Origin of the sequence: Pseudomonas sp. stari2, assembly GCF_040760005.1 — a bacterium.
In the GTDB taxonomy this organism is placed as follows: Bacteria; Pseudomonadota; Gammaproteobacteria; order Pseudomonadales; family Pseudomonadaceae; genus Aquipseudomonas.
Genome location: NZ_CP099760.1, coordinates 1226177 through 1240256, shown reverse-complemented (window position 1 = coordinate 1240256; position 14080 = coordinate 1226177). Strand labels below are relative to the sequence as shown.

Annotated in this window: 15 protein-coding genes; 9 read left to right on the top strand and 6 right to left on the bottom strand. The window is 60.7% G+C overall.

Annotation, left to right across the window (positions count from 1 at the left end):
* The first annotated feature begins 5 nt into the window (after positions 1-5).
* The 4 genes from folE (at position 6) to NH234_RS05485 (ending at position 1634) form a co-directional block, all read left to right on the top strand.
* Positions 6-566 carry a GTP cyclohydrolase I FolE gene (gene folE / locus NH234_RS05500; RefSeq protein ID WP_085729641.1) on the top strand — a complete coding sequence of 187 codons (561 nt, stop codon included), beginning with the start codon at positions 6-8 and terminating at the stop codon, positions 564-566.
* Positions 567-938 (top strand): dihydroneopterin triphosphate 2'-epimerase, encoded by a 372-nt coding sequence (folX, locus tag NH234_RS05495; RefSeq protein ID WP_085729640.1) that lies wholly within the window; start codon positions 567-569, stop codon positions 936-938.
* A 68-nt stretch (positions 939-1006) separates the two neighbouring features.
* Entirely contained in the window at positions 1007-1303 is a 297-nt protein-coding gene (locus NH234_RS05490; protein ID WP_085729639.1) for a DUF1244 domain-containing protein, read from the top strand.
* On the top strand, positions 1296-1634 hold the full coding sequence (locus tag NH234_RS05485; RefSeq protein ID WP_367255889.1) for a HopJ type III effector protein: 339 nt from the start codon (positions 1296-1298) through the stop codon (positions 1632-1634). The genes NH234_RS05490 and NH234_RS05485 overlap by 8 nt, the downstream gene beginning before the upstream one ends.
* A gap of 62 nt (positions 1635-1696) precedes the next feature.
* Here the strand turns inward: NH234_RS05485 and trxB are convergent, their stop codons facing one another.
* The gene (gene trxB / locus NH234_RS05480) at positions 1697-2659 is read right to left on the bottom strand and encodes a thioredoxin-disulfide reductase (protein ID WP_085711762.1); all 963 of its coding nucleotides are present in this window, start codon (positions 2657-2659) and stop codon (positions 1697-1699) included.
* Positions 2660-2971: 312 nt separating this feature from the next.
* Between trxB and cysZ the strand changes: the two genes are divergently transcribed.
* Complete coding sequence (cysZ, locus tag NH234_RS05475) at positions 2972-3724, top strand: sulfate transporter CysZ (RefSeq protein WP_085729636.1); 753 nt, start codon at positions 2972-2974, stop codon at positions 3722-3724.
* A 42-nt stretch (positions 3725-3766) separates the two neighbouring features.
* The gene (locus tag NH234_RS05470; RefSeq protein WP_085729635.1) at positions 3767-4987 is read left to right on the top strand and encodes a glycosyltransferase family 1 protein; all 1221 of its coding nucleotides are present in this window, start codon (positions 3767-3769) and stop codon (positions 4985-4987) included.
* Here NH234_RS05470 and NH234_RS05465 read toward each other — a convergent pair.
* The 3 genes from NH234_RS05465 to NH234_RS05455 all read right to left on the bottom strand — a co-directional run bounded on the left by NH234_RS05465 (position 4956) and on the right by NH234_RS05455 (position 7307).
* Positions 4956-6059, bottom strand: a complete 1104-nt coding sequence (locus NH234_RS05465) for an NADH:flavin oxidoreductase (RefSeq protein WP_085729634.1) — start codon at positions 6057-6059, stop codon at positions 4956-4958. The genes NH234_RS05470 and NH234_RS05465 overlap by 32 nt on opposite strands.
* A 157-nt stretch (positions 6060-6216) precedes the next feature.
* Positions 6217-6699, bottom strand: a complete 483-nt coding sequence (locus NH234_RS05460; protein WP_367255886.1) for a glutathione peroxidase — start codon at positions 6697-6699, stop codon at positions 6217-6219.
* A gap of 122 nt (positions 6700-6821) precedes the next feature.
* Positions 6822-7307 (bottom strand): peptidylprolyl isomerase, encoded by a 486-nt coding sequence (locus NH234_RS05455; protein ID WP_085711766.1) that lies wholly within the window; start codon positions 7305-7307, stop codon positions 6822-6824.
* Here NH234_RS05455 and NH234_RS05450 point away from each other — a divergent pair.
* From NH234_RS05450 to NH234_RS05440, 3 genes are all read left to right on the top strand, one after another.
* On the top strand, positions 7276-7602 hold the full coding sequence (locus tag NH234_RS05450; protein WP_085729632.1) for a DUF3565 domain-containing protein: 327 nt from the start codon (positions 7276-7278) through the stop codon (positions 7600-7602). The genes NH234_RS05455 and NH234_RS05450 overlap by 32 nt on opposite strands.
* Before the next feature lie 61 nt (positions 7603-7663).
* Positions 7664-9763, top strand: coding sequence for a phosphate acetyltransferase (gene pta / locus NH234_RS05445; protein WP_367255883.1), 2100 nt, complete (start codon positions 7664-7666; stop codon positions 9761-9763).
* 4 nt (positions 9764-9767) lie between these two features.
* Positions 9768-10673 carry an acyltransferase gene (locus NH234_RS05440; RefSeq protein WP_367255881.1) on the top strand — a complete coding sequence of 302 codons (906 nt, stop codon included), beginning with the start codon at positions 9768-9770 and terminating at the stop codon, positions 10671-10673.
* Between the two features lie 479 nt (positions 10674-11152).
* On the opposite strand, the gene cysN is transcribed toward NH234_RS05440, so the two are convergent.
* Positions 11153-13051: a sulfate adenylyltransferase subunit CysN gene (gene cysN / locus NH234_RS05435; RefSeq protein WP_367255879.1), complete on the bottom strand. Its 1899-nt coding sequence runs from the start codon at positions 13049-13051 to the stop codon at positions 11153-11155.
* 9 nt (positions 13052-13060) lie between these two features.
* Positions 13061-13978 (bottom strand): sulfate adenylyltransferase subunit CysD, encoded by a 918-nt coding sequence (cysD, locus tag NH234_RS05430; protein WP_007953546.1) that lies wholly within the window; start codon positions 13976-13978, stop codon positions 13061-13063.
* Positions 13979-14080 lie beyond the last annotated feature (102 nt).

Below are 14080 nucleotides of genomic sequence, written 5' to 3'. Positions count from 1 at the left end.
GCTCCATGACCCGTTCCCTGCCCGAGAGTTACCGCGAGATCCTGATCGGTCTCGGTGAAGACCCTGACCGCGAAGGATTGCTCGACACCCCGGTGCGGGCGGCCAAGGCCATGCAGTACCTGTGTCACGGCTACGAACAGAGCGTCGAGGAAATCGTCAATGGCGCGCTGTTTGCCTCCGACACCGACGAGATGATCATCGTCGCCGACATCGAGCTCTATTCGTTGTGCGAACATCACCTGCTGCCCTTCATCGGCAAGGCCCATGTGGCTTATATTCCGACGGGCAAGGTACTGGGACTGTCGAAGATCGCACGGCTGGTGGACATGTTCGCCCGCCGCCTGCAGATCCAGGAAAACCTCACCCGACAGATCGCCGAGGCGGTCCAGCAAGTCACCGATGCCGCCGGTGTCGCGGTGGTCATCGAAGCCCGGCACATGTGCATGATGATGCGCGGTGTCGAGAAACAGAATTCGACCATGAACACCTCGGTCATGCTCGGCGCCTTCCGCGAGTCGAGCAACACCCGCCAGGAGTTCCTGCAATTGATTGGACGGAGCAAGTAAATGCCACAACTTCAACCGGGAATGGCGCGCATCCGGGTCAAGGATCTGCGCCTGCGCACCTTTATCGGGATCAACGAGGAGGAAATCCTCAACAAGCAGGATGTGCTGATCAACCTGACCATCCTGTACGCCGCGCAGGAAGCGGTGCGTGACAACGACATCGACCACGCGCTGAACTACCGCACGATCACCAAGGCGATCATCGCCCACGTGGAAGGCAACCGTTTCGCGCTGCTCGAACGCCTGACCCAGGAGCTGCTGGATCTGGTGATGGCCAACGAATCGGTGCTGTACGCCGAAGTCGAAGTCGACAAGCCGCATGCCTTGCGTTTTGCCGAATCGGTGTCGATCACCCTCGCCGCCAGCCGCTGAACGTGTCTGGCGCTCCGGGCGTCAGACTTTTATCATCCGCGCCACGATTTGACTGCACAGAGCCCACCATGACCGAGCAACAACGCCTCGAACTCGAAGCCGCCGCCTTCCGCCGGCTGGTCGCCCACCTGGACAGCCGCAAGGATGTGCAGAACATCGACCTGATGAACCTCTCCGGGTTCTGCCGCAATTGCCTGTCCAAGTGGTACAAAGCCGCCGCCGACGAGCGCCAGATCGACGTCAGCCTCGACGATGCACGCGAAGTGGTTTACGGCATGCCGTACGCCGAGTGGAAAGCCCGATATCAGCAAGAAGCCAGCGCCGAACAACAAGCGGCGTTCGCCAAAGGAAAACCCAATGAGTGATCTGAACACCCTGCGCGCCAGCCTCAAGAGCGGCGAACACGTTTTTGCCGACACCCTGGCGTTCGTCGCCTCCGGTTACGACTACCAGCCTCAGGCGTTCAACAACGGCGGCCTGGAAAACGCGGCCGGGCAGAACGAAGGTTCGTGCAAGACGCTGGGTCTGGCGTTGCTGGAAGGCTTGAGCGATGAAGAAGCGCTGCTGGCGTTCGGCGAGCACTACCGTTCGGTTGTTGCAACGCCTGAAGGCAGCGACCACGGCAATATCCGTTCGCTGATCCAGCACGGTCTGGCCGGTGTGAAGTTCGAAGCACAACCGCTGACCCGCCGCTGATTTCCGAGCGAATCGCAGGTACAAAAAAACCGGCCATTGGCCGGTTTTTTATGTCTGCGATCTTAGAACGAAGCGTTCTGCAGATCGTCCAGATAACGCTCAGTGTCCAGTGCCGCCATGCAGCCGGCGCCGGCCGAGGTGATGGCCTGGCGGTAAACGTGGTCGGCCACGTCGCCGGCGGCGAAGATGCCTTCGACGCTGGTCGCGGTAGCGTTGCCTTCACGGCCGCCCTGAACGACGAGGTAGCCGTCTTTCAGCTCCAGCTGACCTTCGAACAGCGAGGTGTTCGGGGTGTGGCCGATCGCGATGAACACGCCGTCGACCTTGATTTCGTCGAAGCTGCCGTCGTTGTTCTTCAGACGCGCACCGGTCACGCCCATGTTGTCGCCCAGCACTTCGTCCAGGGTCGCGTTCAGTTTCAGCTCGATCTTGCCTTCGGCCACACGGGCGTTGAGCTTGTCGATCAGGATCTTCTCGGCGCGGAAGGTTTCGCGACGGTGGATCAGGGTGACCTTGCTGGCGATGTTGGCCAGGTACAGGGCTTCTTCGACAGCGGTGTTGCCGCCGCCGACCACGGCCACCGGTTTGTTGCGATAGAAGAAACCGTCGCACGTCGCGCAGGCCGAAACGCCTTTGCCCATGAACGCCTCTTCCGACGGCAGGCCCAGGTAACGAGCGCTGGCGCCGGTGGCGATGATCAGGGCGTCGCAGGTGTAGGTGCCGCTGTCGCCGGTCAGGCTGTACGGTTTGGAAGCGAAGTCCACGGCGTTGATGTGATCGAAGACGATCTCGGTTTCAAAACGCTCGGCGTGCTCGCGCATGCGCTCCATCAGCACCGGACCGGTCAAACCGTGGACGTCGCCCGGCCAGTTGTCGACTTCGGTGGTGGTGGTCAGTTGACCGCCGGCCTGCATGCCGGTGATCAGCAGCGGCTTGAGGTTGGCGCGGGCAGCGTAGACAGCAGCGCTGTAACCGGCAGGGCCGGAACCGAGAATGATCACTCGCGAATGACGGACTTCAGACATGAACCTGTCTCCTGTTGACCGGCCAATACATCAGGCGCGGACGCCGGACTGCCGGCGAGAATAAAAAAGGACTGTGGATAACCTTGGGGAAGGCGTGAGCTCGACAGTCCTGTAAAAAGTTGGGTGCAGCGTATCGAGGGGGGCAAGATTAAGGAAATACGGTTTAACAATCCAGCTCATAGGTGGTCTCTATGCCGACACACGGACGAGATGGACGTCTTTGTTACAGTGAATGTCGATCCCGCTGCCGCGCTTTCCCAGCTTATGCAAAGCCGGTAAGGTCGGCGCGTTTTCCCTTGCTCGGAGCACCCTATGCCCGCCCCTGTTCTCTCCGGCCCGCAATACCTGCGCGAAGGCCTGAAACTGGTCCTCAGTCCAGGACTGCGCCTGTTCGTGCTGCTGCCGCTGGCGATCAACCTGGTGCTGTTCGTCGGATTGATCTATTTCGCCGGCCACCAGTTCAGCCTGTGGGTCGATTCGCTGATGCCGTCGCTCCCCGACTGGCTGAGCTTCCTGAGCTACATCCTGTGGCCATTGTTCGTGGTGCTGGTGGCGTTGATGGTGTTTTTCACCTTCACTATGCTGGCTAACGTGATCGCGGCGCCGTTCAACGGTTTTCTCGCGGAAAAAGTCGAAGTCGTGGTGCGTGGCAGCGACGATTTCCCGGCCTTCAGCTGGGGCGAACTGATTGCGATGATCCCGCGCACCCTCGCCCGGGAAATGCGCAAACTGGGCTACTTCCTGCCCCGGGCCATCGGCCTGTTCATCCTGTCGTTCATCCCGATGGTGAACATTGTCGCCGCTCCGCTGTGGCTGCTGTTCGGCGTATGGATGATGGCGATCCAGTACATCGACTATCCGGCGGACAACCACAAACTGGGCTGGAACGAAATGCTTGCCTGGCTGCGCCAGAAGCGCTGGCAGAGCATGAGCTTCGGGGGGATCGTCTACCTGGCGCTGCTGATCCCGGTGGTGAACATCCTGATGATGCCAGCGGCGGTGGCCGGGGCAACGTTGTTCTGGGTACGCGAGCGCGGTGCTGAAAACCTCGTGACGCAACGCTGAGCGCGCGTCACAAATCCATCATCCGAACGTCACAAGCGCGACATGGCCTCAGCCGACACTGAGGCCATGACGACAGCTCTACATATCACCCTGATCAGCGAAACCTTCCCACCGGAAATCAACGGCGTGGCCAATACCCTTGGCCGCTTGTGCGACGGCTTGCGCGCGCGCGGGCATAGGGTGGAACTGGTGCGGCCGCGTCAGGGGGACGATCCGCATCGCACTGAGGACGATGCGCTGCTGTTGTGCCGGGGCTGGCCGCTCCCGGGTTATCCGGGGTTGCAGTGGGGTCAGTCGTCGATGCACAAGTTGCTGCGCCGCTGGACACACCAGCGCCCGGACGTGCTGTACATCGCCACCGAAGGCCCGCTCGGGTTGTCAGCACTGCGCGCGGCACGTCGCCTGGGCATCGCCGTGGTCAGCGGCTTCCACACCAATTTCCAGCAGTACACCAATCAGTACGGTCTCGGCCTGCTGACGCGTTTACTGACTCATTATCTGCGCTGGTTCCACAATCGTTCTGCGCTGACCCTGGTGCCAAGTGTCAGCCAGCGACTGGAACTGGAGCGGCGGCATTTCGATCGTCTGGCGCTGCTGTCACGGGGGGTAGACAGCCAGTTGTTCCACCCGACCAAACGCCTGAACGCCCTGCGTGAGCAATGGGGACTGAGCGAGCAGGACATCGCGGTGATTCACGTAGGACGCCTGGCGCCGGAAAAGAACCTTGGCTTGCTCAAACGCTGCTTCGAAAAGCTCACCAGTGCTTATCCAAAGCGCAATCTGAAACTGATCATCGTCGGAGACGGACCGCAACGGGTGGCACTGGAAAAGGAATTGCCCGACGCGATTTTCTGCGGCTCTCAACGCGGCGAAGCATTGGCGGCGCACTATGCGTCCGGCGATCTGTTCCTGTTTCCGAGCATGACCGAGACGTTCGGCAACGTCGTGCTGGAGGCGCTGGCTTCGGGTCTTGGCGTGGTGGCGTACGATCAGGCGGCGGCTGCGCAGCATATTCGCCACGGCTACAACGGCGTGCTGGCGATGCCGGGGGATGAAAAAGCGTTTTGCGATGCAGCACAGTGGCTGCTGGAGGAAGATGAAACCTTGCGCTGCGTCAGATTGAACGCCCGCCAGCATGCCAGTCGTCAAGGCTGGGCGGCGATCATCGAGCAGTTTGAACAGCATTTGCAGGGAGCTTGCCGCGACCTGCGCGACAAGCCCCCCACTGCGATCAAACCAGCGTCATCAACGCCTCACGGCTGAACGGCAGAATGTCCTGCTCGCGGCCTTCACGCACTTTCTGCGCCCAGTCCGGATCGACCAGCAGCGCGCGGCCCACTGCCACCAGATCGAACTCATCGTTGTTCAGACGCTCCAGCAGTTTTTCCAGGCTGGCTGGTTGCGCCACCTTGTCGGTGTTGACCATGAACTGCAGGAACTCGCCATCGAGGCCGACGCTGCCGACGGTGATGGTCGGTTTGCCGGTCAGTTTGCGGGTCCAGCCCGCCAGGTTCAGTTCGGAACCATCGAATTCCGGCTCCCAGAAACGGCGCGTCGAGCAGTGGAAAATGTCCACGCCAGCGTCGGACAACGGCTTGAGAAACTCGCCCAGCGCCTCCGGGGTTTGCACCAGACGTGCGGTGTAGTCCTGCTGCTTCCACTGCGAGAAACGGAAGATGATCGGGAAGCCCTCGCCCACTGCAGCGCGCACGGCCTGGATCAGTTCGATAGCGAAACGCGAACGGTTGGCAAGGCTGCCGCCGTATTCGTCGGTGCGCTGGTTGCTGCCTTCCCAGAAGAACTGGTCGATCAGGTAACCGTGGGCGCCGTGGATTTCCACACCATCCATGCCGATGGTCTGGGCATCTTTGGCAGCCTGAGCGAAGGCCGCGATCACGTCCTGGATGTCCTGCTTGGTCATGCCGTGTACCACGACCTGACCGTCCTTGAGTTTCTCGGTCGGGCCATAACCCGGGACGCTGGCATCCGGCTCGGTACCGATACGACGAACGCTGCCGACGTGCCACAGTTGCGGGACAATCTTGCCGCCCTCGGCGTGCACCGCGTCGACGACTTTCTTCCAGCCGGCCAGTGCCGCCTCACCGAAAAATTGCGGCACATTCGGGTAACCGTTGGAGGCCTGATGGCCGACGGTGGTTCCTTCGGTAATGATCAGGCCGACGCCGGCCGCCGCGCGACGACGGTAGTACTCGATCACTTTGGAGTTGGGTACGCCGCCCGGAGAGAACGAACGGGTCATCGGCGCCATGACCACGCGGGTCGGCAATTCGAGGGCACCGAGCTGGAACGGTTTGAACAAGGCTTGAACAGGCATGGGAGGCTCCACGAAAAATTAATCGGCGGGCATTGAATTCATATGACGGCGATAATATGCGGAGTACCAACAGTCTCATAGCACTATTGATCTGAATGATTAAGGGTCAAAAGGCAGGCAAAAAAAATCGCAGCTCGATGGCTGCGATTTTCGCGTTTCAGCTCAGGGCTCTTTCAATCGCCGTAATCACCGCAGGATCATCCGGCGCCGTGCGCGGCGAGAAACGCGCCAGAACGCGACCGTCCTTGCCGAGCAGGAATTTCTCGAAATTCCAGGTGATATCGCCGGGAAATTCGGCGCCCTCGCCCGCCAGCAGACGGTAGAGCTGATGGCGATCGTGGCCGTTGACTTCGAGCTTCTTCGACAACGGAAAACTCACGCCATAGTTGAGGCTGCAGAATTCCTGAATCTCCTGCTCGCTGCCCGGTTCCTGGCCGGCAAACTGGTTGCACGGCAGGCCCAGCACGCTGAAGCCTTTGCCCTTGTATTGCTGATAGAGGTTTTCCAGCGCCGCGTACTGTGGAGTCAAGCCGCATTTGGAGGCGACGTTGACCACCAGCACGACTTGGCCCTTGAAGGGTGCCAGCGGTAGCTCCTGACCATCCAGGGCTGTCAACTTAAGGTCGTGAAAAGCACTCATGACGAACTCCAGATTCCCGTGTTCTACTCGAAACAGCCACTTGGCGAGGCCACCAAGGACAGCCGCGGACTAAAAAGGCGCCCTCGGGCGCCTCTCCAGTTCTCTGAGCTTAGCGCAGAAAATCAGTGGTGATGGCCACCTTCGCCATGGACGTGACCATGAGCGACTTCTTCCTGGCTGGCGTCACGGATGGCAACGACCTTCACTTTGAAGTTCAGGCGCTGACCGGCCAGCGGATGGTTGCCGTCGACGGTGACGTCGTCGCCGTCCAGGTCACGAATGGTGACGATCTGCATCTGGCCGTCCGGCGCCGAAGCGTGAAACTGCATGCCGACTTCCAGCTCGTCGACGCCTTCGAACATGCTGCGGCTCAGGGTGCTGACCAGTTCGGCCGAGTACTCGCCATAGGCATCTTCCGGCTCAACGGAAACTTCCAGCTCGTTGCCGACTTCTTTGCCTTCCAGGGCTTTTTCCAGGCCCGGGATGATGTTGCCTGCGCCATGCAGGTAAACCAGCGGAGCGCCGCCGGCGGAGCTGTCGATGACCTCACCAGCGTCGTTGGTCAGGGTATAGTCGATGGAGACAGCCTTATTGGCGGCGATCAGCATGGGGCGAGACCTTTTGCATAAGAATATAGAAAGGCCAAGTTTAGCGAAGCAATCGCTCGAAAGCGAACACAACCCTGACAAACGGGATTCGACGATCACAGGCTTCCATCAGGACGAGGACGGTCACTGGGTGGTCGAACTTTCCTGCGGCCACACCCAGCACCTGCGTCACCAGCCGCCGTGGCAGTCACGGGCATGGGTGCTGGACGCAACGCAACGTATTGAAAAAATAGGCCAACCCTTTGCTTGCGGTTGGTGCGCACAAGGCTCGGTTAGCGCTAACCTTGACGCCTGAAAAATCGGTGGAAGGCCAGCCATAGGCCAACGCCCTTGCCATGCACCCTTAGAGAATCCGCATGCAAACTTTTTTTATCGCGCCCACCGATTTTGGTGTGGGTCTGACCTCCATCAGCCTCGGGCTGGTGCGTACGCTGGAACGGGCCGGGCTGAAGGTCGGCTTCTTCAAACCGATTGCCCAGCCGCATCCGGGCGACACCGGCCCTGAGCGCTCCACTGAATTGGTGGCACGCACCCATGGCCTGAAGCCGCCGCAGCCACTGGGCCTGGCTCACGTCGAGCGGATGCTCGGCGACGGTCAGCTCGACGAGCTGCTCGAAGAAATCATCGCGCTCTACCAGCAGGCAGCCATCGGCAAAGACGTGCTGGTCGTCGAAGGCATGGTGCCGACCCGCAGCGCCAGCTATGCCGCACGGGTCAACCTGCACCTGGCCAAGAGCCTGGATGCCGAGGTGATTCTGGTCTCGGCGCCGGAAAACGAAGTGCTGACCGAACTGTCCGGCCGCGTCGAGTTGCAGGCACAACTGTTCGGTGGGCCGAAAGACCCGAAAGTCCTCGGCGTGATCCTCAACAAGGTCAAGACCGACGAGAGCATGGACGCCTTCGCCGCGCGCCTGAAAGAACACTCACCGTTGCTGCGCAGCGGTGATTTCCGTCTGCTCGGCTGCATTCCGTTCCAGCCGGAACTCAACGCCCCGCGCACCCGCGACGTCGCCGACCTGATGGGCGCCCAGGTGCTCAACGCCGGCGACTACGAAACCCGGCGCATGACCAGGACCATCATTTGCGCGCGCACCATGCGCAACACCGTGGATCTGCTCAAGCCCGGCGTGCTGGTGGTGACCCCCGGCGACCGCGACGACATCATCCTCGCCGTCAGCCTCGCGGCCATCAACGGCGTACCGCTGGCCGGCTTGCTGCTGACCAGCGACACCCTGCCGGATCCGCGCATCATGGACCTGTGCCGTGGCGCATTGCAGGCCGGTTTGCCGGTGTTGTCGGTGAGCACCGGCTCCTACGACACCGCCAACCTGCTCAACGGCCTGAACAAGGAAATCCCCGTCGATGACCGCGAGCGTGCGGAGATCATCACCGATTTCGTCGCCAGTCATCTGGATGCCAACTGGCTGCACCAACGTTGCGGCACGCCACGGGAAATGCGCCTGTCGCCAGCGGTGTTCCGCTATCAATTGATTCAACGCGCGCAGGCCGCCAACAAACGCATAGTCCTGCCCGAAGGCAGCGAGCCTTTCACCGTGCAAGCGGCGGCGATCTGTCAGGAGCGCGGGATCGCCCGTTGTGTGTTGCTGGCCAAACCGGCAGACGTCGAAGCCGTCGCCCGGGCCCAAGGCATCGTGCTGCCGCCGGGGCTGGAAATCCTCGATCCGGACCTGATCCGCGAGCGCTACGTCGAACCGATGGTCGCCCTGCGCAAGAGCAAAAGCCTCAACGCGCCGATGGCCGAGCAGCAACTGGAAGACACCGTGGTGATCGGCACCATGATGCTGGCGCTGGATGAAGTCGACGGACTGGTTTCCGGCATCATCAACACCACCGCCAACACCATCCGCCCGGCCTTGCAACTGATCAAGACGGCGCCGGGCTGCACGCTGGTGTCGTCGGTGTTCTTCATGCTGTTCCCCGAAGAAGTGCTGGTCTACGGCGACTGCGTGATGAACCCGCATCCGAGCGCCAGTGAACTGGCCGAGATCGCCCTGCAAAGCGCCGACTCGGCCGCCGCGTTCGGCATCACCCCGCGCGTGGCGATGATCAGCTACTCCAGCGGCGAATCGGCCACCGGCGAAGAAGTCGAGAAAGTCCGCGAAGCCACCCAGCTCGCCCACGAACAACAGCACTCGCTGCTGATCGACGGGCCGTTGCAGTACGACGCTGCTGCGAACGAAACCGTGGCCCGGCAACTGGCGCCGAACAGCCAGGTGGCCGGTCGCGCCACGGTGTTCGTATTCCCCGATCTGAACACCGGCAACACCACCCACAAAGCCGTGCAGCGCAGCGCCGATTGCGTCAGCCTCGGCCCGATGCTGCAAGGCCTGCGCAAACCGGTGAACGACCTGCCGCGCGGCGCGCAGGTCGACGACATCGTCTACACCATTGCCCTGACTGCGATTCAGGCTGCCAACCGACCTTTGGATATCTGACTCAATGCTGGCCTTTCTCCCTGCCCCCTTGCGCGGCGTGATCGCCGCGCTGCTGTTGGCGCTGAACACGATTCTGCTGTGCTCGTTCCTGTTTCTCGTGGCCCTGATCAAAGTGCTGCCGTTCGACCTCGCACGCCGTGCCTCGCGCTGGCTGATGAGCCACACCCACGAAGCCTGGATCAGCAACAACAAAGGCTGGATGAACCTGGTCCGCCGCACCCGCTGGCACCTCAGCGGCATGCAAGGCCTGGACTATCAACACTCGTACCTGATCACCAGCAACCACCAGAGCTGGGTCGACATTCTGGTGCTGCAATACGTGCTGAACCGGAAAATTCAGCCGCTAAAATTCTTCCTCAAACAGGAACTGATCTGGGTGCCGATCATCGGTCTGGCGTGGTGGACGCTGGGCTTTCCGTTCATGAAGCGCTACTCGAAAGCTTATCTGGAGAAGCACCCGGAAAAGAAAGGCAAAGACCTGGAAACCACCCGCAAGACCTGCGCGAAATTCCGCAACAACCCGGTAGGCATCTTCAACTTTGTCGAAGGCACACGCTTCACCGAAGGCAAACACGCGCAGCAGCAATCACCGTTCAAATACCTGCTCAAACCCAAGGCCGGCGGCATTGCCTTCGTGCTGGATGCAATGGGCGAACAGCTGGAATCGATTGTCAACGTGACCATCCACTACCCGGGCGGGCGTCCAGGCTTCTGGGATCTGCTGTGCGGTAACGTACGGGACGTGGTGGTGCATTTTGAAGAACTGAAAATCCCGCCGCAGTTCATCGGCAAGAACTACGACCAGGACGGCGAATACCGCCTGCAATTCCAGAGCTGGATCAACCAGCTGTGGCAGGACAAGGATGCGTTGCTGGAGCAGATGCATCGCGAATATCCGAACCAACGCTGATCCCTTGAGATAGCCCCGACAGAAACTGGCCGGCCGTCAGGCCGGCTCCCACAGAAAAGCAGTTCGCTTCTCGCTTCCCACCACTCAACACGATGAGCGTTAGCTCAAGTACCGCTTTTGACGTGCCGGCCCCATCGGAAGGCTGAGTGGAGGGATTTATCCGGGGGTGGGCGCGCAGCGCCGTTTGGCGAAGCCAAACGCATCGAGAGGAGGTGCAGCGAAGCAAACCGGAGGCGATGCCCCCGGATGAATCCCGGAGCGAAGGAACGCCGAGCCACAGCGAGGCGCCGAACGTTGGGGCAAGACTTTTTGGTTACTTTTGGCTGGGCCGGCATTCCGGGCGTTTGTCAAAAGTGACTCGCCGTAAGGGCGAAACCGCCAGCCGCAACACCCGAAGAAACGGATATTCACCCCAACCAACCCAATAAAAAACCCGCCGATAATCACTCATCGGCGGGTTTTTCATTTCCAGCTAACGCTTAAATCGCGCCACGCTTGCGCAGCAGATCCAGCACTTGCTTCACACCCTCTTCCAGCGACAGCGACTGGGTATCGATCACCAGATCAGCATCCAGCGGCACGTCATACGGGAAAGACTCACCCGGAATGTTATCGCCACCGGCCGCGTACAACCCTTGCGGATCACGCTCGGCGCAAACAGTCGGCGAAGCCTGGACATAGACCGTCAGCAGACGCTCCTTGCCGATCAGGTCCTTGGCCTGTTCACGACCTTCAGCACTCGGCGCCACAAACGCAGCAAGCGTCAGCAGACCCGCTTCGTTGAACTGACGCGCCACGTGTGCAGCACGACGCCAGTTCTCGGTGCGACCGGCACGATCCTGCGGCAGACCCTTGTTGAGGTCATGACGCAGATTCTGGCCATCGAGTACAAACACCGCACGTCCCATGTCGAACAGCTTGCGCTCGACCGCGTACGCCAGCGTGCTCTTGCCAGCACCGGACAGGCCGCTGAACAGCACGGTGGCCGGTTGCTGACCGAAACGCTGGGCGCGTTCTTCGGTTGCTACATGAGCCAGTTTGCCATGGTGGGTGGCCGTGCCATGGCAAACTGGCTGAGCCACGATCATGCCGGCGCCGACGGTGCCGTTGGTCAAACGGTCAATGATGATGAACGCGCCAGTGGTGCGGTTGCTGTCATAACCGTCGAGGGCGATCGGCGCGTCGAGCGCGATCTTCACCTTGCCGATTTCGTTGAGCTGCAACGCGCTCGCCGGGCCTTCTTCGAGGGTGTTGACGTCGACCTTGTTGACGATGCTGGCGATAGACCCCGGCACGTAACTGGTGGCGCGTTTGATGTCGTATTTCTTGCCCGGCAGCATCGGCTCTTCAGCCATCCATACCAGCATCGCTTCGAAGCTGTCGGTCACCGGCGGTACGTTGTCGGCGTGTACCAGCAGGTCGCCACGGGAGATGTCGATCTCGTCTTCCATGGTCAGAGTCACGGCCTGACCCGGGCCTGCATGCTCCAGCTCACCTTCGAAGGTGACGATGGATTTCACGCGGCTGCTCTTGCCCGACGGCAGGACCACGACTTCGTCGCCCTTCTTGACGATGCCGCTGGCCAGGGTGCCGGCGAAACCGCGGAAGTTCAGGTTCGGCCGGTTGACGTACTGCACCGGGAAACGCAGATCGGTGAAGTTGCGGTCGCCCGCCACTTCCACGGTCTCGAGGATTTCCATCAGCGACTGGCCGGTGTACCACGGCGAGCGCTCGGACTTGTTCACCACGTTGTCGCCCTTCAGAGCGGACATCGGCACGAAGTGCATGCTCGTCGGCTTCATCTTCAAGCCTTCGGCAAACTTCAGGTAGTCGGCCTTGATCGACTCGAACACGCCCTGATCGAAGCCCTTGAGGTCCATCTTGTTGATGGCGACAACGATGTGCTTGATGCCCAGCAACGAGGCGATAAAGCTGTGGCGACGGGTCTGGGTCTGCACGCCGTAACGGGCGTCGACCAGGATAATCGCCAGGTCACAAGTGGATGCACCGGTGGCCATGTTGCGGGTGTACTGCTCATGGCCAGGGGTGTCGGCAATGATGAATTTGCGTTTGGCGGTGGAGAAATAGCGGTACGCGACATCGATGGTGATGCCCTGCTCGCGCTCGGCCTGCAGGCCGTCGACCAGCAACGCCAGGTCGATGTCGTCACCGGTGGTGCCGACTTTCTTCGAATCGCGGGTGATGGCTTCGAGGTGATCTTCGTAGATCATCTTCGAGTCGTGCAGCAGGCGCCCGATCAAGGTGCTCTTGCCGTCATCGACGTTACCGCAGGTCAAAAAGCGCAGCAGCTCTTTACGTTCGTGCTGGCCCAGGTAGGCGAGGATGTCCTCGCTGATCAAATCAGATGCGTGCGACATGACAACCCCTTAGAAATAACCCTGACGTTTCTTGTCTTCCATCGAGCCTGCGCCATCGTGGTCGATGACCCGGCCCTGGCGCTCGGAAGTTCGCGTCAGGAGCATTTCCTGAATGATGTCCGTCAGGCTTTCGGCCTCGGACTCCACCGCGCCCGTCAACGGGTAGCAGCCAAGGGTACGGAAACGCACTTTCTTTTTGACGATGCGCGCTTTGTCCTCGTCGGACAGGTGCTCGAGGATGCGCTCGTCGTCGATCATGATCAGCGTGCCGTTCTTCTCGATCACTTCGCGTTCGGCGGCGAAGTACAGCGGCACGATCGGGATACCTTCGAGGTAGATGTACTGCCAGATATCCAGCTCGGTCCAGTTCGACAAAGGGAATACGCGGATGGATTCGCCCTTGTTGACCTTGCCGTTGTAGACGTTCCACAGCTCCGGGCGCTGGTTCTTCGGGTCCCAGCGGTGCTTGCTGTCACGGAACGAGTAGACGCGCTCCTTGGCACGGGACTTCTCTTCATCGCGACGGGCACCGCCGAACGCGGCGTCGAAACCATGCTTGTCGAGTGCCTGCTTCAGGCCCTCGGTCTTCATGATGTCGGTGTGTTTGGCGCTGCCGTGGGTGAACGGGTTGATGCCCTGCGCAACGCCATCCGGGTTGACGTGGGTGATCAGGTCCAGACCAAGTTCTTCGACCATCTTGTCGCGGAACTTGTACATCTCCTGGAATTTCCAGCGGGTGTCGACGTGCATCACCGGAAACGGCAGTTTGCCCGGGAAGAACGCCTTGCGTGCCAGATGCAGCATCACGGCGGAGTCTTTACCGATGGAGTACAGCATCACCGGGTTGTCGAACTCGGCGGCCACCTCGCGGATGATGTGGATGCTTTCCGCCTCCAGCTGTTTCAGATGCGTCAGTTTGTCGACCATGGCTACTCACGAAAGCTTTCTTATGAACGGCCAGCGGGCCGTGTTCGAGCGGGGAATCCTAGCACAGCGCCCCCTTCTAATCAGGACGCCAACTAGATCGAA

Coding starts and splice junctions, on each gene's coding strand:
- folE (WP_085729641.1), top strand. CDS start 6: ATGACCCGTTCCCTGCCCGAGAGTTACCGCGAGATCCTGATCGGTCTC.
- folX (WP_085729640.1), top strand. CDS start 567: ATGCCACAACTTCAACCGGGAATGGCGCGCATCCGGGTCAAGGATCTG.
- NH234_RS05490 (WP_085729639.1), top strand. CDS start 1,007: ATGACCGAGCAACAACGCCTCGAACTCGAAGCCGCCGCCTTCCGCCGG.
- NH234_RS05485 (WP_367255889.1), top strand. CDS start 1,296: ATGAGTGATCTGAACACCCTGCGCGCCAGCCTCAAGAGCGGCGAACAC.
- trxB (WP_085711762.1), bottom strand. CDS start 2,659: ATGTCTGAAGTCCGTCATTCGCGAGTGATCATTCTCGGTTCCGGCCCT.
- cysZ (WP_085729636.1), top strand. CDS start 2,972: ATGCCCGCCCCTGTTCTCTCCGGCCCGCAATACCTGCGCGAAGGCCTG.
- NH234_RS05470 (WP_085729635.1), top strand. CDS start 3,767: ATGGCCTCAGCCGACACTGAGGCCATGACGACAGCTCTACATATCACC.
- NH234_RS05465 (WP_085729634.1), bottom strand. CDS start 6,059: ATGCCTGTTCAAGCCTTGTTCAAACCGTTCCAGCTCGGTGCCCTCGAA.
- NH234_RS05460 (WP_367255886.1), bottom strand. CDS start 6,699: ATGAGTGCTTTTCACGACCTTAAGTTGACAGCCCTGGATGGTCAGGAG.
- NH234_RS05450 (WP_085729632.1), top strand. CDS start 7,276: ATGGAGACAGCCTTATTGGCGGCGATCAGCATGGGGCGAGACCTTTTG.
- NH234_RS05455 (WP_085711766.1), bottom strand. CDS start 7,307: ATGCTGATCGCCGCCAATAAGGCTGTCTCCATCGACTATACCCTGACC.
- pta (WP_367255883.1), top strand. CDS start 7,664: ATGCAAACTTTTTTTATCGCGCCCACCGATTTTGGTGTGGGTCTGACC.
- NH234_RS05440 (WP_367255881.1), top strand. CDS start 9,768: ATGCTGGCCTTTCTCCCTGCCCCCTTGCGCGGCGTGATCGCCGCGCTG.
- cysN (WP_367255879.1), bottom strand. CDS start 13,051: ATGTCGCACGCATCTGATTTGATCAGCGAGGACATCCTCGCCTACCTG.
- cysD (WP_007953546.1), bottom strand. CDS start 13,978: ATGGTCGACAAACTGACGCATCTGAAACAGCTGGAGGCGGAAAGCATC.